Raw genomic sequence first — 20418 nt, forward strand, 5'->3', positions numbered from 1 at the left:
GGTGGGACCGCGTCGCGGAGCGGGTTCAAAGGGCCAGGAGGAGGACCCCGACGACCACCACCACCGAGGCGACGACGCGCACCGGCCCGAACCGTTCGCGGAAGAAGACCAGGCCGATGACGGCCGCGAAGACGATGCTGGTCTCGCGCAGTGCCGCGATGCCGGCGACCGCCCCCGACAGCTGGGCCCACAGCACCAGCCCGTACGCGCCCGCGCTCACCGCCCCGCCCATCAGTCCGGCCTTCCACATGGGACGCAGTTGCTCCACCAGCCTTCCTCGCCGGGTGGCCAGGGCGACCAGGAAGAACACCGGTCCTTGGAGACACATGACCCAGGCGATGTACCCGAGCGGGTTCTCCGTGAGGCGCACACCGTAGGCGTCCACCACCGTGTAGGTGGCGATGGCGAGCCCCGTGGCGAAGGCCGCCAGGAGCGCGGGGGCGTGCTCCCTACGAGGCATGCCGTTCGCGAACACCAGCACCATCAGCCCCGCGGAGACCACGAGCACCCCGGCGAGTTCGTTCGGCGGCAGGACGTCGCCGAGCGCCACCACACCGATGAGCGCCACCACCCACGGGGCGGTGCCACGCGCCAACGGGTACACCTGACCGAAGTCACCGGTCCGGTAGGACAGCATCAGCAGGCACAGGTAGAGCACGTGCGCGACGAGCGAGCCGAGCAGGACCGGCCAGGCCTCGACCGGCGGGAGACCGGCCACGAACAACAGGGGCAGGGTGGCGAGCATCCCGCCGAGCCCGATGAGGGCGAACCCGAGGAGTCGGTCGGTGATGGCGTGTGCGATCGCGTTCCACGTGGCGTGGAGAAGCGCGGCCACCAGGACCGCGGCGAAGATGGGTGTGGTCATTGGACCTCTTGGGCGGGGTTCGGTGGATCCCGCAAGAGTAGGACCCGGCCCTCGTCCTCGGTCCGGCCGGGTTCGTCCACAGGGTGTGGGCGGTCGGCCTCTCGACTCAGCGACGGGTGCGGGCGGGGGTGACGCCGTGGTTGCGCAGGTGCTCGTAGACGATCGACGCGCGCACGTCGGCCACCTCCGGGCGTTCGGTGAGCTTGTCCACCACGAACGCGTACAGGCTGTTGTTGTCCGGCAGGGCGACGTGCACCAGGAAGTCCTCCTCGCCCGACGTCACGAAGACCGACAGCGTTTCCGGCAGGGAACGGACCCAGTCGCGGAACGCTTCGATGTTGTGACGCGATGGTTTCACGACGCTGACGGTGATGAGCGCCTGGACCGGGCGACCGATCAGTTCCAGGTCCACGTCCAGCAGTGAGCCGCGAATCACACCCCTTTCCCGCAGTGCTCGGGTCCGATCGAGCGTCGTGGTGGGCGACGCGCCCACCGCCGCGGCCACGTCGCGGTTGGTCTTCCGTGCGTCCGACTGGAGTTCGGCCAGAATCGCCGTATCAAGTTCGTCAATATCAGCCATGTGCGGAGTCTAGCCGTACTTGATACGGAATGTTGAGTTCAACTCCGGAACATGCGTAACATCTGAGGGAAAAGGTCGTATTTGGCTCGCCAGGGAGCGATCCTCTCCTGGGCGGCAACGTCGCCCGCCGGTCGGCCACGCCCTGGTGCAACGACGCACCACCGCACAACAAAGGGACGTCCGCCACCATGAGACCTTCCTCTGTCGCGCCCGGCACCGACCGATCGTCGGTACGCCCTGGAACACGGGGCCGCGTCCTGGCCCTGGTCGCGATCGTCTGCGCGGCGCTCAACCTGCGCCTCGTCGTCACCTCACTGTCTCCGCTGCTGACCACCGTGGGCGAGGAACTCGGGTTCACCGCCACCGTCGTCGGTGTCTTCGGCACCCTGCCGTTGGTCGCCTTCGCGATCTTCGGCCTGGTCACTCCTGCGATCATGCGTCGCCTGGGGGCCGAGGCCACGGCGGCCCTGAGCATGCTGCTCACCGGGATCGGTCAGGTCCTGCGGGCCTTCGCCCCCGACACCGGCGCGCTGCTCGCGCTCACCGGCATCGCCCTCACCGGAGCGGCCCTCGGCAACGTCGTGCTGCCGCCCCTGATCAAGCAGTACTTCCCCGACCGAATCGCCACGCTGAGCACCGTCCAGATGGTCGCGATCCACCTCGGCGCGCTCTTCCCACCGTTGGTGGCCGTGCCCCTGGCCGAAGTCGTCGGTTGGCGGGTCGCCCTGGGCGCATGGTCGGGCATCGCCCTCGTCGCCGCCCTCCTGTGGGCCGTGCAGTGGCGCCGGCGCGGCCCCGTGGCCTCTCCGAGCACGACCATGGGCGATGATCGGCCCCTGGCCCGTCCCATCCCGCGGATCGGTATGGCCTGGAGAATGGCCCTGCTCTTCGGCATGGTCACCTGGAACGTCTTCACGCTGTTCACGTGGCTTCCCACCCTGTTGAGCGACGCCGGGCACGGCCCCGCCGCCGCGGGGAGCATGGTCTCGCTGATGGTCGGCACCAGCCTGATGTTCGGCCTGGTCGCACCCGCGGTCACCCTGCGCACCGCCAACACCTTCCCGGTCGTGGCCCTGGGGCTGGCCGGTTACGGGATCGGTTACCTGGGCGTGGCGCTGGCACCGGGACTCGCCGTCGTGTGGGTCCTCTTCCTTGGGCTGGGCACCAGTCTGTTCGTGGTCACCATGACCATGATCAACGCCCGAAGCTCCACCGCGCGGGGCGCCGCCGCCCTGTCCGGGTTCGTGCAGGGTGCCGGCAGCGGGATCGCCCTGGGCGGGCCGCTGCTGTTCGGTCTGCTGAGCGAGCTCACCGGAGGCTGGACCGCCTCCTACGTCCTCGTCGCCGGAGGTTCGCTCGTGGTGGCGGCGGTCGTCGCCCACGTCGAACGCACCCCGTGGACCATCGAAGCTGCGGCACGGGGACGGCATCCCCGTCGAGACCGGTCGGAGCTCCTTCACGACCGATCGGACGTCGCGCCCGCCCGGGCACTACGCTGTGGACCGGAAACGGCCATGGTGTGTGAGGGGGAGCGATGACCGCACCGGTGCGGCGGGCGCGACTGCGAGCGGCCACCATGGCGGAGGCCCGGGAGGTTGCCCGCCGGCTGCTGGTGGAGCGTGGCACCTCCGCGGTCACGGTGAACGCCGTCGCCCGCGAGATGGGGATGAGCGGTCCGGCGCTCTACCGGTACTTCACCGGTCACGAGGAACTGGTCGAGGCGATCACCATCGACTTCTTCCGGGAGCTGACCGGGGTGATCACCGCGGCACGCGACGTCCACGCCGGCGAGGACGCGGGCGTCCGTCTCCTGGCGATGTGCCGGGCGATGCGCGGGTGGGCGGTCGCCCACCCGGCCGAGTTCGAGTGGACCTTCGCCCGACCCGCGCGAATCCCACGCGGGCCCAGGCGGGAGGAGTCCCCCCGGTTCCAGGCCGGTGACGGGTTCGAGAAGGTCTTCCTCGGGGAGTTCGTCGACCTGTGGGAGGGACCCGGGTTCCCGGTTCCCGAGGCCACCCGGCTGGGGCCCGCCCTGTGGGGGCAGCTGTGTTCCTACTCGGAGAGGATCGACGGCGCCCTTCCGCCGTCGGCCGCGCACGTGTTCCTGTCGACCTGGACGCGGATCTACGGGTTGTTGTGCATGGAGGTCCTGCACCAGTTGGACTTCGCGTACTCGGATGTCGGGCCGCTCTTCGAGGAGTGTCTGCACGAGGTCTGTGCTTCCTTGGGTCTGGAGTACACGCCTCCTTCCGATTGATCGTTCGCCGGTCCCGATGACGCTTGACAGCCCGGGGTGCTCGCCTGTTGAGTTAGAGGGTCTAACTAAAATGAGATCTTCTATTCAGGGAGTGCGGCATGGTGGGCGAAGGTGTTCGGCGAAAGTCGGTCAACCCCCTGGTGAACCACTTCGGGCGGCATCGGTCCGAGGGGGTGGTCATCGAGGCGGGCCGGGTCAAGGCCTTCTGGGCCCCCGGGAAGAAGGGACTGCACCACTGAGTCCGTTCCTGACCGTCGGTCGGAGACCAAAAAGGGAAAACCGGTGACGGACGGTCACCCGAAATCGTCACTCTCGTCCCTGTGAGTGCCCTGAGCCCCATTTCCTTGGGGCGAAAGGCACAGGGAGAACAGGCGCATGCACGTGCACGAACGGCCAATAGTGGCCACTTTCACGGATATGCGTCACATGCGGTCTCAGAAGCTCGCCAATGCCTGCAACGGGCGCATAATGGCGACATGAGCATCCCACCCCCCGCACGCCCTTATTTCGCGTACCCCGAATTCCCTCCCTGATCGCCTCGACCCCGATGGGAACAACGGCTCAGCACGCCGTCGGTGGGGTCGGGGCACCCCGGCTCCCACGGGCACACCACGGGAAGTCGCACACAATGACCATGGAACGGCCACAGCCGTACCTTCACCCGCAACCACCGGGGAACGGGGCCGAGGGGCCCGCTCCGCTCATCCGCAACCAGGACTTCCAGGCCCTGTGGACCAGCCGTTTCTTCGCGGGATTGGGCAAGGAGAGCGGTGAGGTCGCCTACCCCCTGCTGATCCTCCTCCTGGCCGGGTCCGCGTCCCAGGCGGGCGTCATCGGTGCCGCTCAGGTCGCCACCACCATGATCACGGCCGTGGTCGGAGGATCCCTCGCCGACCACGTCAACCGGCGCGCCATCCTGCTCGTCTGCGACATCGGCCGGCTCCTGCTCCTCGTCGGTTTCGCCTCGATGCTGCTCAACGGTGAGGTCGACGTGCCGCTCGTCATCGGGGTGGCGGTCGCCTCCTCGGCCCTCATGGGTGTCTCCAACCCGGTGGCCATGGCGGCGATCAAACAGCTCGTCCCGTCCTCGCAGGTCGCGAGCGCGTCGGCGCAGAACCAGATCCGCTTCTTCGGTACCACCGCCCTCGGCGCGCCTCTGGCCGGGTCGCTGTTCGGTCTGGGCCGCGCCTTCCCGTTCCTCACCGAGGCGGCCTGCTACCTGTTGTCCACGGCGCTGCTCCTGCGCATCCGCCGCCCCATGCAGGCCCCACGGCGCCCGGAAGGGGAACCGTGGACCCTGCGCGGCACCGTCACCGGATTCGTCCTCCTGACCCGGCACCCGATCCTGCGGCCGATGATGTGCTGGATCATCGGTTTCAACCTCGCCTTCACCCAGACGGGCGTGTTCCTCGCGATCATCGCCACCGCGCATGAGCGCGGCGCCTCCAACCTGCTGGTCGGGGTGACCGTGTCGCTGGCCGGGCTGGGCGGGCTGGCCGGAGCGTTGGCGGCCGGCCCGGTGTTGCGGGCCGTGACCCCCTCCCGGATCTTCCTCTTCGCGGCGTGGTCGGCGCCGGTCTGCGCGCTCGTCCTGGTGATCACACCCGGAGTGCTTCCGCTGGGGATGATCGTGGCGTTCGTCTTCGCCGCGGTCCCCTGCGTCAACGCGGTCTTCTTCGGCTACGTGGCCGCCACGGTGCCCGACCACCACCAGGGGCGGGCCCTGGGCGCGGTGACGTTCATGGCGCTGTTGTCCCAGCCGATCGGCATCGTCGGGGTGGGGGTGGTCTTCGACCTGGCCGGCCCGGTCCCGGTGTTCGTGACGATGGCGGTGGTGTCCGTGCTGGCCGCGCTGTTCACGCTCGGTCCCACCATGCGGACCCTGCCTCGCCCGGAGGAGGTCTCCGTCCTCTGAAGGACCCGCCCTCTCCTGCCGAACGCACGCCGAGGACGGTGGCCGACGTCGGCCACCGTCCTGGGTATCGTCGACGCCGGTCAGCCGTCGACAGGCATGGCCATCACCGGATCGGACGTGGGCTGCTCGGATCCGCCTTCCGGCTCGATGGTGACGGCGATGCCGTCGGTCTCCTCGTCCTGGGAGGAGGCCAGGACCGGGAGGACGAAACCCTCCTCTTCGACCGCGAGCACCCCGGCCGAAGAGACCGACCCGTCCGGCCGGGTCAGCCACAGCTGGTAGTCCTCGTCGCTCAGGTCCTCCAGACCGTGCGCGCTGAACACCAGGTCGCCCAGGGACTCGGAGCGCACCACCGTCACGCTCACGCCCTCCATGGGCTCGGCGCTGGTGGTGACGGCGTCCGGCGCGGCCAACACCGCGGCGATCTGCTGTTCGTTGCCGCGCAGCTCGTTCACCTGTTCGCGCTGGTCGAGCACCACCGCGCCCAGGGCGATGATCGCGGCCAGGCAGGCGGCCAGCACCAGACCCAGCGTCCAGGGAAGTCCGGGGCGGCGGGGTTCGGGCAGTCGTTCGGGGGCGGGAGCGAGCTGACGGGTCCGGGAGACCTCCTCCAGCACCTTCGCGCGAAGTTCCACGGGCGGTGTCTCGGCGACCGCGGCGGCCAACCGCGCGGAGGTCTCGGTGAAACCTCGAACCTCCTGCACACAGGAGTCGCAGTCGCTCAGATGGTCCTCGAACCGCACGCTCTCGCTCGGGGTGAGGGCGTTGAGCGCGTAGGCGCCGGTCAGTGTGTGCAGGTCCGGCCCGAGTGACCTTCTCACCACTCCACCCCCAAACAGTCTCTGAGTCGAATCAGTCCGTCGCGCATCCTGGTCTTGATGGTGCCCAGGGGCGTCGACAGCAGCCGGGCCACGTCACGGTAGGTGTAACCGCCGTAGAAGGCCAGACGCACCGACTGTTCCTGGACTTCGGTGAGGTTCTCCAGACACCGCCGGACACGTTCGCGTTCCAGTCTGTCCGTGGCCTGCTCGGCCACCTCGTCATAGGGGCGTTCGGTATCGGCCGCCGCCGCTCGGGACTCCCGGTCGGTGGCCGCCTGTTCCGAACGCACACGGTCCACCGCCCTGCGGTGGGCCAGGGTCATCACCCACGCCTGGGGGCTTCCCCTGCGCGGGTCGTAACGACAGGCGCTGCGCCATACCTCGACCAGCACATCCTGGGCGACCTCCTCCGACTGGGCGGGGTCGCGCAGCACACGCCGGATCAGCCCGTACACGGTCGGACCGAGCAGGTCGTACACCCTGTTGAACGCCTGCTCCTCGCCGTGCGCCACACGGCGCAGTAGATCCTCCAGTTCGGGAGGGCCCCCCGGGGAGGACCCCTGCGGTGACGCCGTCGCCCTGTCCATCTACGGCCTTCCGGTGAGGGACGTGGTCCTGTGGTTCCGGTGCGATGGGTGGTCCCGGGCGACCCGTCCTCTGAGTTCGAGCCGCCCGGGTGCTCGGTTCACCCTCCCATCAGGAGGGCATCAGAACGGAGTCGATGATGTAGACGGTGGCGTTGGAGGTCTGCACGTTGCCGCACACCACCTCGGCGTCCTCGTCCACGGTGAACTCCTCGCCGGAGCCGCTGGTGGTCACTTCCCCACCCTGCAGCGACGTGAACGTGCCGTCCTCCAGGTCCTCGGGCGCGTGTCGGCCCTCGACGACGTGGTAGGTCAGCACCTCGGTCAGCTGGTCCTGGTCGGCCATCAGCGCGTCCATGTCCTCCTGCGGGATCTCGTCGAACGCGTCGTTGCTGGGCGCGAAGACGGTGATGTCCTCGGCCGAGTCCAGGGTGTCGACCAGGTCGGCCTCCTCCACGGCACCGACCAGGGTGGACAGCAGCGGGTTGTTGGAGGCGGCGGTGGCGACCGGCTCCTGGGCCATGCCCTCGAAGCTGCCTTCGCCGTCCTCGGGCACGTCGGCGCAGCCCGGGCCGAAGTTCTCGCCGGCGGTCTCCATCCCCCCGTCGGAGCCCTCCTCCTCCATGCCGTCACCGTTCTCGCTGGTCTCCTCCGCGTCGCCCATCTCCGGGGCCTCTTCGGCTCCGTCGTCCATGCCACCGCAGGCCGTGAGGCCGAAGGCGAGCGCGGCGGCGGCAGCGGTCGTGGTGAGTACGTTCTTGCGGATGATGGTGTTCATCTCTTCTCTCCCTTGATTCACTCTGGTCACATCTGTGGGCGTTGACGATCTGTGGTCGTGGTGGGGTCGGTGGCGTTCAGTCGGCGGTGAACCGGATCCGGTGCCACCCGGTCGCCCCGTCCGGGATGGGATCCACGCGCTCCGCGGGCTGGGTGAACCCGGTGGAGTCGGTGGACCGCACCTCCACCGAGTGCATTCCGGGATCGAGGTCGACCTCGGCCACCCACTGCACCCAGGTGTCGATGCCGGGGACGGCGGCGAGTTCCGCCTCCCACCAGTCGCCGTCGTCGACGCGCACCTCCACGGCGTCGATGCCACGGTGCTGGGCCCAGGCGATCCCGGCCAGGACGACCTCGCCGGAGTCCACGCGCCCGAGCGGGGCGGGCACGTCGATGCGGGACATGGTCTTGATCGGGGCGCGGACGCCCCACCCGCGCCGGGCCCAGTAGGCCTGTTCGTCGGCGAAGCGGGTCAGCCTGATGTCGGTGACCCACTTCGTGGCGCTGACGAACCCATAGAGACCGGGCACCACCATGCGGGCGGGGAAGCCGTTGACGTGGGGAAGCGGCTCGCCGCCCATCCCCACGGCGAGGAGGGAGTCGCGGCCGTCCATGACCACCTCTGTCGGGGTGCCACAGGTCCAGCCGTCCTGCGAGGTGCTGAGGATCTGGTCGGCGTCGGAGTGGACCCCCGCCTCGCGCAGCAGGTCGGCGAGCGGGAATCCGAGCCAGCGGGTATTGCCGATGAGGTCGCCGCCGACCTGGTTCGACACGCAGGCCAGGGTGATGTCGGCCTCGACGAGCCCGCGGGACAGCAGTTCATCCATGTCGATCTCGAAGGGCTCATCCACCAGTCCGTGCACGCGCAGGGTCCACTGTGTGGAGTCCAGGCGCGGGATGGTGAGCGCGGTGTCGATCCGGTAGAAGTCCTTGTTCGGGGTGGTGAAGGGTGCCAGACCCGGAACGTCGAGGTCAGCGCCGGACGGCAGTGCGGGCAGGGGTTCGGCGGGCGCGGGGAGCGCCAGTTCGCCCCTGGACCCGGCGCCGCCGGTGAGAGAGGGAAGGAAACGCCCCAGGGCACCGGCGGATCCGGTGGCGGCGAGGACCCCGGCCGAGGTGAGCACGAAACCGCGCCTCCCCGGTCCCCGGTCCGGCCCCGGCGCGGGGGGCGTGTCGCCCTCCGCGTCCGCCGGTGCCCGGGGTTCCCCCTTCTTCTCTCCCCCCGCTTGGAGGGCCGGACGCGCACTCCTGAGAAGAAGCCACAGCGCCCCGGCGCCCGCCGCCCCGCCGACTACCACGGCCGAGGCCGCCCCCAGGTCGTCGGCGCGGCGCAGGACCACGGCGGTGAGCCCCACCGCCGTGAACAGGAACAGCCCCGTGTAGCCGAGGGCCGGGCGACGTAGTGACACGGCTCCGAGCAGCGTGCCGGCCAGGACGAGGACGACCACGACCCCGGTGATCAGTACGACCTTGTCGGCCGTACCGAAGAGCGTGATCGCCCACTCCATGAGGAACGGGGGACTGTTGTCGACGAGCGCGTCGCCGACCGTGACCACCGGCGAGGTCGCACGCGTCAGCCCGGCGGCGAGTTCGCCGAATCCGAGGGCCGCCCCGACGACGAGCAGGCCGAGGACCGCACCGATCATCCGTGGTCGGGTGCCGTGTGGCGGGCGCGGTGTCCCGCTTGTCCTTGTGGTCACGTCGGGTATTCGGAGCCGAGGCGGGGGCGGATGGGTCGGTCGACGACTTTTTCCGGGATTTTCTCCGCGGGGTTCGGATCCACCGCGCGGTCACCGTCGACGTGGGTTCGGCGGTCCATGTGTGTCAGGACGGGATGAGGAGCATGCCCACCACGTGGACGGTGGCGTTGGCGGTGTGCACGTCGGCGCAGACCACCGGGGCGTAGCCGTCGACCGTGTACTCGCCCTCGTCCTCGGTGGCGCCGAGACGGTCGCCGTTGAGGGTGTCGAAGGAACCACCGTCCAGGTCGGCGCTGCCGAACTCACCGAGGACGACGTGGTGGCCCAGAAGGTGCGCGGGACCGTCGGGGGAGTCCAGCAGACCCTGGATCTCCGCGGTGGGGTACATGTCGAATGCGTCGTCGGTGGGGGCGAACAGGGTCATGTCGTCGGCCGTGTCCAGGTCCGACCCCAGGCCGGACCGCTCCAGCACGTCGGCCAGGCGGCCCAGCAAGGGGTTGTCGGCGATGGCGTCGCCGAGGGGTTGCCCGGCCATCGTGGAGAGGCTCCCGGGACCCGTGTCGGGGAAGTCCGCGCAGCCGGGGCCGAAGGCTCTGACCGGTTCGGTGTCGGCCTCGGCGCTGCGGCCGTGTTCCTCGCTCCCGCCGTTCCCCCCGGAACAGGCGGCGAGGGAGAGAAGGAGCACGGCGCACCCGGCCGTGAGGGTGGTTCGATGCATCTTCCACTCCGCCAGACGACTCAGAGTTACGAATTCATCACGTTACGTGTGAATCGCTTGCGTCGAGAGTCGCGACGCGCCGAAGCGCCAACGTGGAACGGGGTGCCGACCGGCGCCCCGGAACGCCTTGAAACGGAATCCGCGCATACGGGTCATCGCTGGCCAGGGCGGGTGCCGCGACTCTTCACGGGACACCTTGGTCGGTTCGACCCCGTGAGTGCTGGAAGATGTTGCCGGTACGTCCTCTCAACGATCGGAGTTCCCCCACATGGCGCGGAAGAAGCACCTAACCGTGGTCGCGCTCATGGTCTCGGGCAGCCTCCTCCTCAGTGGCTGCGCCCCCGTGTCCGACTGGTGGTCCGAAACCTTCGGAGACGCGTCCGGACCGCCCGAGGTCAGGGAGGAGTTCCCCTACGTTCGCGAGGGACGCATCTTCCAGGACACCGGCCAGGACGCCGAGATGCGCTTCGCCATCACCGGACTGGAGCGCACCGACGACTACACCGTCATGCACTACGAGGTCACCTACCTGGACGACTTCGCCGGGCCCAACCGGAACCTGAGCATGGCCCACACCCTGGTGGACCCCCTCACCGGACGCGTCTACCGCCAGTTCCTCGACGACGAGGGCCTCAAGTACGGATCGGAGAGCCCCAACGAGGACGGGCTCTACCCGGTGCACGACGGGGTCACCAACGAGTACACCCGCTACTTCCCCCGTATCCCCGACGAGGTCTCCCAGGTGACGTTCGTCGGCAGCGGGCTGGGCGCCATGACCGGTATCCCCATCCAGGACGTGGAGACCGAGCGGGAGGACCCGGAGAACCCCAACGGGCCCGACCACCTGTCCCTGGACGACCCGCCCGGGCGGGGCGAGAACCTCACCTTCGCCAACCGTCGCCCCGAAGAGGACGCCCTCGCCGACGAGGGTTGGGTGCAGAGCTTCGTCGACTCCGAGATCGCCTCCACCACCCGGGACGGCGACCGCGAGATCATCTCGCTGCACTCGGACGTGATGTTCGAGTTCGACCGCTCGGACCTGACCGACGACGCCGAGGACGTGGTCCGCCGCGCCGCCACCACCCTGGCCCAGAACGTCGACCCCGACGAACCCACCATCACCGTGGTCGGCCACACCGACGGCATCGGCGACGACGCCTACAACGACGGCCTGTCGGTGGAGCGCGCCGAGAGCGTGCGGGACCTGCTCGCCGAAGAGCTCGGCACCGACTACCGGCTGGAGGTCGAGGGCCGGGGCAAGCGTGAGCCCATCGCTCGCGAGGGCGGCTCCGACGACGAGGAGGCGCGGGCCCGCAACCGGCGCGTGGAGTTCTCCTACGTCTTCAACCCGACGGTGGAGGCCACCGAGGACGAGGAGTACGACGACGACGGTCTCGGCGTGGCCCAGCGCAACGTGACCTGGCCCGCCCCCTACAGCGACGACCCGGGTTCCGTGGTCGCCGAGGGGGAGGAGAACGGGATCCGGCTGGAGATCTACCCGCTGCGCCGCGACGGCGCCTACGTCATCGGCACCGTGGCGATGACCAACACCACCGACGATCCGCTCGCCCCCGAGCTGGGCGGCAGCGAGACGGTGGCCGGCGGCCCCGAGCAGTTCAACAAGGGCACCCTGGGCGGGTTCCAGCTGTACGAGCCGGAGGGTGGGCTGGTCCGCTACGTGGCACAGATGGACTTCGGCGAGAACCGCTACAGCAGCTTCGCCGAGGAGGTGCACACGATTCAGCCCGGTAACACGCACGAGCTGGTCGCGGTGTTCCCCGCCCCGCCGGTGGACGTGGAGGAGCTGACGATGCGCGCCGGCCCCTTCGGTGAGTTCGAGGAGATCCCGGTCGAGTACTAGGGGATACAGAACCCTCATGAACAGGGAGGAGGCCCGACACGACGTCGGCGCCTCCTCCCTCGTCGTTTCCCGGGGTCGGTTCTCAGGGGGAGTCGGCGCCCGTCGAACGGTCGGGCAGGCCCGCGGCGACCCGGAGCCGGACGAACTCCTCGGCCAACATCGCGGGCGTGTAGTGGGCGTTGCGTCCGCTCGGGTTGGGCAGCGGCCACAGCCGGGTCCGACCGATGCTCTCCTCCTGCGGACCGACCTTCGGGCGCCGTACCCCGAAGGCCGCCCGGTAACCGGTGATGCCCAGGAACGCCGGCCACGAGGGACCCAGGGCGAGGAACTTGCCGCGCAGCTCCCTCGCACCCTCGACGAATCCCTCGGGCGCGAGTTCGTCCGAACCCCGGGTGGTGCGCGCGACGAGGTTCGTGAACCCCAGGCCCAGCCGGGGCAGCTCCCTGTCCCGGTCGGGGGTGCGGAGACCCGGAGTGAACCCGGACCGACCCGGCGCGGGCCAGAAACGGTTCCCGGGGGTGGCGAAGTGGTGTCCGCGCACCGCGCTGGTCAGCCCGGGGTCGAGCCTGCGGAACACCACCGACAGCCCTTCGTCGAGCACGTCGGGCAGCAGGAGGTCGCGGCCGGCCTCGAGTTCCTTCTCGGCTCGGCCCACCGACCCCCGCGTGGGTCCGCCCTCGGCCTCCGAAGCCATGGGGCTAGTTGCGGATCTGACCGGCGGCCTGCAGGACGACGCGTTCCAGGTCGCCCCGCTCGACGTCGTCGTTGAAGACGATGGCCGTGACGTGGAAGTCGCCGGGCAGTTGCAGGTACAGGTGACGGCTGGAGCCGTCCACGGTGCCCACGTATTCCAGGTCGCCGTCGAGGTCGTCGGACTCCTCCGTGTGGTAGGTGTCCACGTCCACGTCGACGTCCACCTCCCAGTTCATCTCGGCCTCCGAACCGGGCACCTGGATGACGTCCGGGTCGGCGCTCGGGTCGGCGCCGGAGGTGAACAGGAGGGTGAAGGACGCGGTGCCCGGATCGGTGTTCCCGTCGCTGTAGGTGCAGGAGAGCTGTTCGGCGTCGTCGACCCCGTCGATCTCCCCGCTCTCCTCGGTGAGGACGGTACCGGGGGCCAGGTCGCCGACGATCTGTGCGGCGCCCGCCGCCTCACACGACTCGGGAAGCCCGTAGGAGGAGTCCTCCTGTTCCTCGGCCTCCTCCTCACCGGGGTCGGGGCTCGCGCTCGCCTCCTCGTCCGGTGATTCCGAGCCGTCGCCGCTGGAGAGGTTCATATCCAGGTCGAGGTCGACCACGTCACAGCCGACGAGGACGAAACCGCCGATGACGACCGCGGCGACGGCCGTGCCCAGGCATGACAGGGGAGTGGACGGAATCAGGCGCATGGGTGGCTTTCGGTTCGGGGTGCGCCGGGCACGTGGGAGGGGCGCCGGCGGGGGACACACAGGGAAACTTAGCAACTCCGGGAAGCACGGGGGCACGGACCGCGGGGCCGGGCCGAGGGCATCCCCTCGGCCCGGCCCCGCTTCCGCGTCACCTCGTGGCCGAACCCGACGTGGTCGGCCGTGGTGCGGTGGGTCAGAAGTTGATCATGTGCCCGGCGAGGCCGTGCACGGCCTCCTTGACCGCTTCGCTCAGGGTCGGGTGGGCGTGGATGTTGCGTGCCACCTCGTGCACCGTCAGGTCCCACTGCTGGGCCAGGGTCAGCTCCGGCAGCAGTTCGGTGACGTCGGGCCCCACCATGTGGGCGCCCAGGAACTCGCCGTACTTACCGTCCGAGACGATCTTGACGAAGCCGCGGCTGTCGCCGAGCCCATGGGCCTTGCCGTTGGCCATGAACGGGAACTTGGCGACCTGGACGTCGTAGCCCGCCTCCCTCGCCTGGGCCTCGCTGTAGCCGAAGCTGGCGATCTGGGGCTGGCAGTAGGTGGCGCGCGGGATGAACCGGTAGTCGATCTCCTGCGTCTCGGCGCCCGCGATGGTCTCCGAGGCGACGATGCCCATGGCCTCGGCGGTGTGCGCCAACATGAGCTTGGCGGTGACGTCGCCGATCGCGTAGATGTGCGGCACGTTGGTGCGCCCTCGGGAGTCGATGCCGATCGCGCCCCGGTCGGTGAGCTCCACCCCGGCCCTGTCCAGGCCGTAGCCCTCGACGTTGGGGGAGAAACCGATCGCCTGGAGCAGCTTGTCGGCCTCCAGGGTCTGCTGCCTTCCGTCCTCGCCGGTGACCGTGACCCGCACATTCGACCCGGAGTCCTCGACGTTCTCCACCTTGGTGGAGGTCAGGACCTTCACGCCGAGCTTCTTGTAGGCCCGGGAGATCTCCTTGGAGACCTCCTCGTCCTCCGCCGGCACCATGCGATCGAGGAACTCCACGATGGTGACGTCGACCCCGTAGTTGGCCATCACGAAGGCGAACTCGACACCGATGGCACCGGCGCCCGCGATGATGATGCTCCCGGGCAGTTCCTCGGTGAGGATCTGCTCCTCATAGGTGACGACGCGCTCGGAGAGGGAAGTGCCCGGGATGAGCTTGGTGGAGGAGCCGGCGGCGATGATCGCGTTGTCGAAGGTGACCGACTCGGTCTCCCCGTCCGAGTTCCGCACCTCGATGGTGCGGTCGTCCACGAAGACGCCGCGCCCGTTGAGCTCGGTGATCTTGTTCTTCTTCATGAGGAAGTGGACACCCTTGACGCGGCCGTCCGCGACCTCACGGCTTCGGCTGAACGCCTTGCCGTAGTCGAACTCGACCTTGCCCTCCACCTTGATGCCGAAGGTGTCGGCGTCGTTGTGGAACAGGTGCGCGAGCTCCGCGTTGCGAAGGAGCGCCTTGGAAGGAATGCAGCCCACGTTGAGGCAGACCCCGCCCCAGTACTTCTCCTCGACGATCGCGGTCTCGAGGCCGAGTTGGGCGGCGCGGATCGCCGCGACGTAACCGCCGGGCCCGGCGCCGAGGACCACCAGATCGAAGTGTCGCTGTCCCATGACGGGATCTCCTTGAGTGTGTTTGTGACGCACCCAGCGCAGCCGGCTTGCCCGGGGTGTCGGATTGCCGGATGCCAGCCTAGTCGCGCACAAGCCACCTTTGTGTGACCGATTGTCCTGACGGCGTCACTTGGAGTTGTCGTCGCTGGTGGAGGCGGGTGTGGTGGAGGTGGAGTCTCCGGTTTCGGAGGTGCCGCCGGAGTCGGCGGAGGCACTGCCGGGGCCCTCGGACTCGATCCGGGCGGTCTCGGCGTCGTACTCGGCGGCGGCCAGCTCCAACGCCTGCTTCTTGCGCGCCTTCTGGTCCCGACTCGTGGTGATGGTCGGGTACAACGCCATGCCGAAGATGAGCGCGAGCATGATCCACAGCGCGTACTTGTCGACCATCAGGACGATGTCCACCCCGGACTGTCCGGATACGTGTCCGACATAGGCGACGAACGCGGTGATCATGAGGGCGCCCAGGGCGTCCAGGAAGAGGTAGGTGCGCAGACGCATCCCGTTGGCGCCGGCCATCACGTGGGGAATGCCCGCGGGGACGCCCGGCAGGTAGCTCAGCGGGATGAGGACGCGCATCACCCACGGATTCATCGTCTCCAGACGGTCGGCGAAGCGGCGCCCGCGCTCACCCTGGACGAGGAAGTTGACGATGCCGCGTCCCCAGCGGTGACCCAACCACCAGAACACCCAGTCGATCTTGATCTTGCCGATCACACCGGCCAGGACCACCGGCCACAGGGAACCCTGCCCGATACTCGCGAAGGCGGAGGCGGCACCGACCGCGGCATGACCGCCGGTCACCAGGGCCAGGGCCAGAGGGTGGTCGGCGATGAACAGCGGACGCAGCGGGAGGGTGAGCAGCATCAGCGCCGGAAGGAGGAGGGCGACGGCGAGCAGGACCTTGTCCTGGCGCTGCATCTGGCCCTTCCACGGCTTCATGGAGCGGAGGATCTCCTTGCCGAGTTCCGCCTCCCGCACGCCCCAGGCCTCCTCCGCGGCCTTCAGGGCCTCTTCACGGGTGGGGCGTCGGGTGCCGTTCGGACCATCGTCGGAACCAGGGTTCGAGTCGGCGTCGTGCCGGGGAGCGGGCGTCGTCATCATGTCCCCAGGTTCCCGCGAGGTCCCACTCGCGCAGTAGTCGTAGGAGTCACCGGAGCGGTGTGAGGTGCGCGTGGATGCGAGATGACATGTGTCATGCGTCCCACGTCGTCCACGCAAGTCACAGGGTAGGGCGTCGCGAGCCCCGTGGTCCCGGAGCCGTCAGCGGCGGGGCGGGTCCAGCGGCCACTTCCAGTGCGGTGCCCAGGTGGAGGCGTCCGATACACCGGGCGGCATCGGCGGCAGCAGCCGGTGACCGGGTGGGAGCTCCCCCTCTTCCGCCTCCTGGGAGGTGTCGTCCGAGGAGGGCGAGTCGAGGGGGTCGTCCCAGGGTGAAGTCGGGGTGTCCGTCCAGGAAGGCGGACCGGGGGTGCCGTCCGAGCGCGGGGCGCCAGAGGAGGAGGGGTCAGAGGTGCGGCTCCAGGACGGTGAGCCGAGCGCATCGCCCCAGGAGGGCGAGTCGAGGGCGTCGGTCCAAGACGGCGCGTCCGCGCCGCTGTGCGCGCTGCCGAACGGGTCGGGGTCGCGGAAGGGACCCGGGTCCGGGATCGGATGCGACTCCTCGTCGATCTGCGGTGGCGGGGCACTGGCCCAGGGGGCCGGCACCACGAATTCGTCGGGCTCGTCCTCCTCACCGCGAGCCGATGAGCTCGACGCGTCGGAGGACGTGAACGAAGAGGGGGCCGGCGGTGAGGGAGCGAGGGGATCGTCGTCGAAGGGAGACCCGCCACCGAAGAGGGAGTCGAAGTCCGATTCCGGGGAGTTCGGGCGCGGCCCGGTGTCGGGCGCGTCGAGATCCGGGTCCAGGGCGGGGAACGGGGCGGACAACGGCCCCGAGTCCACCTCGGCGAAGTGCGCGGCCACACCGAAGTGCCGCGGGGGCCGCCGGTACGAACCCGTGTCGTCGTTCTCGATCGCCGGGGCCAGGGGGTGGCGGACGCTTCCCGCCGGGTGGATCCGTGCCCACCAGGCGGCCGTCTCCTCCGCGTGCAGTTCGGACAGGACGGTGAGCACGCCGACGATGTGCGGGTGGCGCCGCCCGGCCCGCCAGGAGTGCGTCAGTGACTGGGGCTCCAGGACGAGGACGCGTTCGCCGTCCACCACGGGGATGTCCCCGGGGCAGGCCTCGTTGCCCACCCAGGTGCCGTCGCCGCCGACCAGGTCCCACTCGCCGCGCACCACGTCGGCCAGCGGATCCACCTGTCCGTCCTGCGAGGCGACCACCCAGCGGGGGTCGGGACGGGTGCCGGACAGCCGGAATCCCTCCTTGCCGATCAGGGCGTCGGCGAGCAGGGTGTGCAGCTGGAAGTTGTCGCTCACGCCGTCGAACCGGACCCGGAAGCCTCGCCACGAAGCGCGGTCCAGGACGAGCACACGGCTCACCTCGGCCATGCGCAGCAGTTCGGCGACCTCACCGAACTCGCTCAACCGCGTGGACAGGGCCTCGACGATCTGGCTCAGGCCGTCCAGGGCGCTGGGGTCCGCGCGCACGGCCGAACGCACACCGGAGTCGCTCAGCATGGCCTTGGCGGCGAGCCCGTAGCGCTGGGCGGTCCACCAACCGGCGGTGGCGAGGGGCGCGTTGTCGCCGAGGACCTCCTCGACCCGCCTCTCCTCCTTGTCGCCCACCTGGGAGGGCGCGGGCAGAGTACCGCCGCCGGTCTTGTCCCAGGCGTGCATGAACGCCACAGCGGCCTGGCCGTAGCTGCCGACCTGTCGCAGCACCTCCAGACCGGCCTGCCCGGCGGGGGTGCCGGACTCGGCCAGGGCGCCGGCCAGGACGGAGAGATCGGCCGCGACACCCGCGTAGGGTTCACAATCGCCCAGTACCGGAGCCAGGGCCTCGAGAGCGATCTCGAGTTCCTCCTTGGGCACGCTGGAGGACAGCCGGAAGGCCTCCTTCACCGCCTCAGGGAAGTCGTGGGCCTGGCCGGCGGCGGTGTCGAGCACCCGTTGGAACGCGGCGCGGAACTCTTCAATCACCCCAGAATCCTGTCATACCCTCACGGACTTGTTGTGACCCGGATGCATGTGCACGAAACGGGTGCGTGGTGAGAGTGGCGCAGGTGAGGGGCCAGGAGGGGTGAGAAGGCCGAAAGATCAATCAGGGTCGTGGATTCGGACCTCTCGCCCGCTTTGACCTGGGGCGAGGAAATCGAGGAGCAGGCGGCCCTCGTGGACGATCTCCTCGGCCTCGGAGCCGGTGAGCGGGCGGAAGGCAGACACCTCCAGGGACCGGGTGCGCGCGGAGGAGCGGGTGGGGTTCACCCTCCACGTGGCCACCACCGAACCGTCCAGGAGGATCGTCGCGGGCGGCATGCCGTTGCGGACGGCGATACGGCGCCGCCCCTCGGCGGAGATCACACGGCTGCGGTCGGCGTGCGCGCGGAGGAGGTTGTCGAAGTCGTAGAGGAAGCGGACGGGCGCGGGGGTGTCGGGGAGCAGGTCCGGGTAGAGGTCGGAGCCGGGGCGAGGGGCGTGGGGCAGATCGAACAGCTCGACGGGACCGCGGGCCCCCTCGGGGTTCTCTTCCTCTTCCCCGCGCAAGGACACCAGCCGGTCGCGCATGCCCTCCACGACCGCCTTGAGGCGGGTCAACCCGGACCAGGCCTGGATGTCCTGGACGCTCGCCGGGCCGTAGGCGGCCAGGTGGCGCAGGACCAGGCGTTCACGGTCGGGTTCGGCGTTCATGGGCAGCCCGGTCCAGGTGTCCGCGGGGGCCAACGCCGGAGGGCCCGACGCGCCCCACACACCGCGTGGTGGGACCTGGACGACCGGTAGGAGGCAGCGCACCACGTAGGAGAGGTGCGGCCCGGGAACGCCCGGCCAGTGCTCCGCCAGGCGTTCTCCCAGCCGCTTGGGGGCGAGCGGCTCTTCCTCCAGGATCCTGCGCGCCGTGTCGAGAACGGCGGACCGGTCCAAACCGGTGGTCGCCTTGCCGTGGGAACTGTTCTCGAGATCCCTTGCCATGACCTCACCGGTGGTGCCGCGCAGCCACCGGGCCTCCTGCGGGGTCACGAGGTGGAGGGTGGATCGCATCAGGGACATGCGGACCAGCGCGCCCTCGGTGAGCAGCCGGCCCACCTCGTGCGGATCGGGGGACCGCAGTCGGTTCTGCAGGGCGACGTACCAGGTGTGCGGGGTCTGCGCCTGGAGCCCGCCGAGGCGGGTGATCATCTCGACGGTCGGCAGGTCCACGCGTTCGAGGAGGAACTGCCGGGCCAGGGTGGCGCGGTTGAGCGCGCGGCGACTGAGGACGGTGGCCATGGGGTGCACTCCGGGTTCCGTTGTGTGTCGGCACCCTACTCACCGACACCGACGATCCGGGGCCGATCCCGTCGAAACGGAGGAGGGGGACGAACCTAAACTGCGACGAGAAAGTGACGACGAGCCGTCTGGGGACGAAATGGTGGAGAACCACACGTGGGCGGAGCGATCACGGGTCCGGTTGGAGAACGCGTACGTGCGACTCACCCCGCTCCGGGAAGGTGACCGGGACGGCTGGCGGGAGCAGGCGCTCGACCCGGACATCTGGACGCACTTCACCACCAGGGTGGACGACGCCGCGGGCTTCGAGCGCTTCTTCGACTCCTACCTGGCGGCGAGCGAGAAGGGGAAACGGACCACGTTCACCGTCACCGATCCGGTCGACGGACGGGTCGCGGGCAGCATGAGTTACGGCAACCTCTCGGAGCCGGACCTGCGCCTGGAGATCGGCGGCTCCTGGCTTGGACGCGACTTCCGCGGTCGGGGCGTCAACCACTGGGCGAAGTACCTGCTGCTGCGGCACGCCTTCGAGGCCATGGACGCCGAACGGGTGGAGTTCAAGACGGACGTGTTGAACGAGCGCGCCCGCCGGGGGCTGGTCGGGATCGGCGCCACGGAGGAGGGCGTTCTGCGCAGCTACAACGTGATGCCGGGAGGCCGACGTCGGGACGCGGTGTACTACTCGGTGCTGCGCTCCGAGTGGCCGCTCGTGCGTACCCGCCTGGAGGAGGGGCCCCGCCGACGCTGAACACGGCGCGCCGGCCGTCCTGGTCGACGCACGACCCCCCGGGGCGGCTCTCTTGCGTGAGCTCGGATCCCGGGGGCGGTGCGTGTTCGTGCGCCGGCGACGCGGGGTCGCCCTGTGTCTACCGGTCCAGGAGCTGGGCGCAGCGGATCAGACCCAGGTGCGAGTAGGCCTGCGGGTGGTTGCCCAACGCCCGCTCGGTGACCGGGTCGAACTCCTCGGGGATCAACCCCGTGGGACCG

Annotated in this window: 20 protein-coding genes; 6 read left to right on the forward strand and 14 right to left on the reverse strand. The window is 69.6% G+C overall.

From position 1 onward, the window contains the following. Positions 1–25: 25 nt before the first annotated feature. Together K8V84_RS25175 and K8V84_RS25180 are read right to left on the reverse strand one after the other, a co-directional pair. A complete protein-coding gene (locus tag K8V84_RS25175) occupies positions 26–865 on the reverse strand; it encodes a DMT family transporter (RefSeq protein WP_304079254.1) in 840 nt (279 codons plus the stop codon). Between the two features lie 106 nt (positions 866–971). Beyond that, on the reverse strand, positions 972–1445 hold the full coding sequence (locus K8V84_RS25180; RefSeq protein ID WP_304079256.1) for an Lrp/AsnC family transcriptional regulator: 474 nt from the start codon (positions 1443–1445) through the stop codon (positions 972–974). Between the two features lie 188 nt (positions 1446–1633). Here K8V84_RS25180 and K8V84_RS25185 point away from each other — a divergent pair, with 188 nt between their 5' ends. The 4 genes from K8V84_RS25185 to K8V84_RS25200 all read left to right on the forward strand — a co-directional run bounded on the left by K8V84_RS25185 (position 1634) and on the right by K8V84_RS25200 (position 5617). Continuing rightward, entirely contained in the window at positions 1634–2983 is a 1350-nt protein-coding gene (locus K8V84_RS25185; RefSeq protein WP_304079260.1) for a CynX/NimT family MFS transporter, read from the forward strand. Further along, the gene (locus tag K8V84_RS25190) at positions 2980–3702 is read left to right on the forward strand and encodes a TetR/AcrR family transcriptional regulator (RefSeq protein ID WP_304079263.1); all 723 of its coding nucleotides are present in this window, start codon (positions 2980–2982) and stop codon (positions 3700–3702) included. The genes K8V84_RS25185 and K8V84_RS25190 overlap by 4 nt, the downstream gene beginning before the upstream one ends. Before the next feature lie 98 nt (positions 3703–3800). Beyond that, the gene (locus tag K8V84_RS25195) at positions 3801–3941 is read left to right on the forward strand and encodes a hypothetical protein (RefSeq protein ID WP_304079266.1); all 141 of its coding nucleotides are present in this window, start codon (positions 3801–3803) and stop codon (positions 3939–3941) included. A gap of 389 nt (positions 3942–4330) precedes the next feature. Continuing rightward, on the forward strand, positions 4331–5617 hold the full coding sequence (locus K8V84_RS25200; RefSeq protein ID WP_304079269.1) for an MFS transporter: 1287 nt from the start codon (positions 4331–4333) through the stop codon (positions 5615–5617). Between the two features lie 80 nt (positions 5618–5697). Here the strand turns inward: K8V84_RS25200 and K8V84_RS25205 are convergent, their stop codons facing one another. From K8V84_RS25205 to K8V84_RS25225, 5 genes are all read right to left on the reverse strand, one after another. Further along, positions 5698–6438 (reverse strand): anti-sigma factor, encoded by a 741-nt coding sequence (locus K8V84_RS25205; RefSeq protein WP_304079272.1) that lies wholly within the window; start codon positions 6436–6438, stop codon positions 5698–5700. Beyond that, positions 6435–7025, reverse strand: a complete 591-nt coding sequence (locus K8V84_RS25210) for a sigma-70 family RNA polymerase sigma factor (protein ID WP_304079275.1) — start codon at positions 7023–7025, stop codon at positions 6435–6437. The genes K8V84_RS25205 and K8V84_RS25210 overlap by 4 nt, the downstream gene beginning before the upstream one ends. Before the next feature lie 109 nt (positions 7026–7134). Then, positions 7135–7800 (reverse strand): fasciclin domain-containing protein, encoded by a 666-nt coding sequence (locus K8V84_RS25215; protein ID WP_304079278.1) that lies wholly within the window; start codon positions 7798–7800, stop codon positions 7135–7137. 76 nt (positions 7801–7876) lie between these two features. After that, positions 7877–9445: a molybdopterin-dependent oxidoreductase gene (locus tag K8V84_RS25220; protein WP_304079281.1), complete on the reverse strand. Its 1569-nt coding sequence runs from the start codon at positions 9443–9445 to the stop codon at positions 7877–7879. Between the two features lie 178 nt (positions 9446–9623). After that, a complete protein-coding gene (locus K8V84_RS25225; RefSeq protein WP_304079284.1) occupies positions 9624–10217 on the reverse strand; it encodes a fasciclin domain-containing protein in 594 nt (197 codons plus the stop codon). Between the two features lie 268 nt (positions 10218–10485). Here K8V84_RS25225 and K8V84_RS25230 point away from each other — a divergent pair, with 268 nt between their 5' ends. Further along, positions 10486–12078: an OmpA family protein gene (locus K8V84_RS25230; RefSeq protein WP_304079287.1), complete on the forward strand. Its 1593-nt coding sequence runs from the start codon at positions 10486–10488 to the stop codon at positions 12076–12078. 82 nt (positions 12079–12160) lie between these two features. Here the strand turns inward: K8V84_RS25230 and K8V84_RS25235 are convergent, their stop codons facing one another. From K8V84_RS25235 to K8V84_RS25260, 6 genes are all read right to left on the reverse strand, one after another. After that, positions 12161–12772 (reverse strand): mismatch-specific DNA-glycosylase, encoded by a 612-nt coding sequence (locus K8V84_RS25235; protein WP_304079290.1) that lies wholly within the window; start codon positions 12770–12772, stop codon positions 12161–12163. A 4-nt stretch (positions 12773–12776) separates the two neighbouring features. Next, a complete protein-coding gene (locus K8V84_RS25240) occupies positions 12777–13466 on the reverse strand; it encodes a hypothetical protein (RefSeq protein WP_304079293.1) in 690 nt (229 codons plus the stop codon). A 193-nt stretch (positions 13467–13659) separates the two neighbouring features. After that, positions 13660–15066, reverse strand: coding sequence for a dihydrolipoyl dehydrogenase (gene lpdA / locus K8V84_RS25245; protein WP_304079295.1), 1407 nt, complete (start codon positions 15064–15066; stop codon positions 13660–13662). Positions 15067–15192: 126 nt separating this feature from the next. Next, positions 15193–16167, reverse strand: coding sequence for a DedA family protein (locus tag K8V84_RS25250; RefSeq protein ID WP_304079297.1), 975 nt, complete (start codon positions 16165–16167; stop codon positions 15193–15195). A gap of 159 nt (positions 16168–16326) precedes the next feature. Further along, entirely contained in the window at positions 16327–18147 is a 1821-nt protein-coding gene (locus tag K8V84_RS25255) for a hypothetical protein (RefSeq protein ID WP_304079300.1), read from the reverse strand. A gap of 117 nt (positions 18148–18264) precedes the next feature. Next, positions 18265–19431, reverse strand: coding sequence for a winged helix DNA-binding domain-containing protein (locus K8V84_RS25260; protein ID WP_304079303.1), 1167 nt, complete (start codon positions 19429–19431; stop codon positions 18265–18267). A gap of 139 nt (positions 19432–19570) precedes the next feature. Between K8V84_RS25260 and K8V84_RS25265 the strand changes: the two genes are divergently transcribed. Continuing rightward, positions 19571–20179, forward strand: coding sequence for a GNAT family N-acetyltransferase (locus K8V84_RS25265; RefSeq protein ID WP_304079305.1), 609 nt, complete (start codon positions 19571–19573; stop codon positions 20177–20179). A gap of 118 nt (positions 20180–20297) precedes the next feature. On the opposite strand, the gene K8V84_RS25950 is transcribed toward K8V84_RS25265, so the two are convergent. Next, positions 20298–20405 (reverse strand): hypothetical protein, encoded by a 108-nt coding sequence (locus K8V84_RS25950; RefSeq protein ID WP_369696681.1) that lies wholly within the window; start codon positions 20403–20405, stop codon positions 20298–20300. Between the last annotated feature and the right edge of the window lie 13 nt (positions 20406–20418).

This window comes from Nocardiopsis listeri (assembly GCF_020741345.1).
Taxonomy (GTDB): Bacteria; Actinomycetota; Actinomycetes; order Streptosporangiales; family Streptosporangiaceae; genus Nocardiopsis; species Nocardiopsis listeri_A.

Excerpts from the sequence above, each read along its gene's own strand:
- K8V84_RS25260 (WP_304079303.1), bottom strand. The coding sequence starts at position 19,431 with ATGGCCACCGTCCTCAGTCGCCGCGCGCTCAACCGCGCCACCCTGGCC.
- K8V84_RS25230 (WP_304079287.1), top strand. The coding sequence starts at position 10,486 with ATGGCGCGGAAGAAGCACCTAACCGTGGTCGCGCTCATGGTCTCGGGC.
- K8V84_RS25240 (WP_304079293.1), bottom strand. The coding sequence starts at position 13,466 with ATGCGCCTGATTCCGTCCACTCCCCTGTCATGCCTGGGCACGGCCGTC.
- K8V84_RS25175 (WP_304079254.1), bottom strand. The coding sequence starts at position 865 with ATGACCACACCCATCTTCGCCGCGGTCCTGGTGGCCGCGCTTCTCCAC.
- K8V84_RS25200 (WP_304079269.1), top strand. The coding sequence starts at position 4,331 with ATGACCATGGAACGGCCACAGCCGTACCTTCACCCGCAACCACCGGGG.
- K8V84_RS25220 (WP_304079281.1), bottom strand. The coding sequence starts at position 9,445 with ATGATCGGTGCGGTCCTCGGCCTGCTCGTCGTCGGGGCGGCCCTCGGA.
- K8V84_RS25235 (WP_304079290.1), bottom strand. The coding sequence starts at position 12,772 with ATGGCTTCGGAGGCCGAGGGCGGACCCACGCGGGGGTCGGTGGGCCGA.
- K8V84_RS25190 (WP_304079263.1), top strand. The coding sequence starts at position 2,980 with ATGACCGCACCGGTGCGGCGGGCGCGACTGCGAGCGGCCACCATGGCG.
- K8V84_RS25210 (WP_304079275.1), bottom strand. The coding sequence starts at position 7,025 with ATGGACAGGGCGACGGCGTCACCGCAGGGGTCCTCCCCGGGGGGCCCT.
- K8V84_RS25180 (WP_304079256.1), bottom strand. The coding sequence starts at position 1,445 with ATGGCTGATATTGACGAACTTGATACGGCGATTCTGGCCGAACTCCAG.
- K8V84_RS25265 (WP_304079305.1), top strand. The coding sequence starts at position 19,571 with ATGGTGGAGAACCACACGTGGGCGGAGCGATCACGGGTCCGGTTGGAG.
- K8V84_RS25225 (WP_304079284.1), bottom strand. The coding sequence starts at position 10,217 with ATGCATCGAACCACCCTCACGGCCGGGTGCGCCGTGCTCCTTCTCTCC.
- K8V84_RS25195 (WP_304079266.1), top strand. The coding sequence starts at position 3,801 with ATGGTGGGCGAAGGTGTTCGGCGAAAGTCGGTCAACCCCCTGGTGAAC.
- K8V84_RS25250 (WP_304079297.1), bottom strand. The coding sequence starts at position 16,167 with ATGATGACGACGCCCGCTCCCCGGCACGACGCCGACTCGAACCCTGGT.
- lpdA (WP_304079295.1), bottom strand. The coding sequence starts at position 15,066 with ATGGGACAGCGACACTTCGATCTGGTGGTCCTCGGCGCCGGGCCCGGC.
- K8V84_RS25185 (WP_304079260.1), top strand. The coding sequence starts at position 1,634 with ATGAGACCTTCCTCTGTCGCGCCCGGCACCGACCGATCGTCGGTACGC.
- K8V84_RS25215 (WP_304079278.1), bottom strand. The coding sequence starts at position 7,800 with ATGAACACCATCATCCGCAAGAACGTACTCACCACGACCGCTGCCGCC.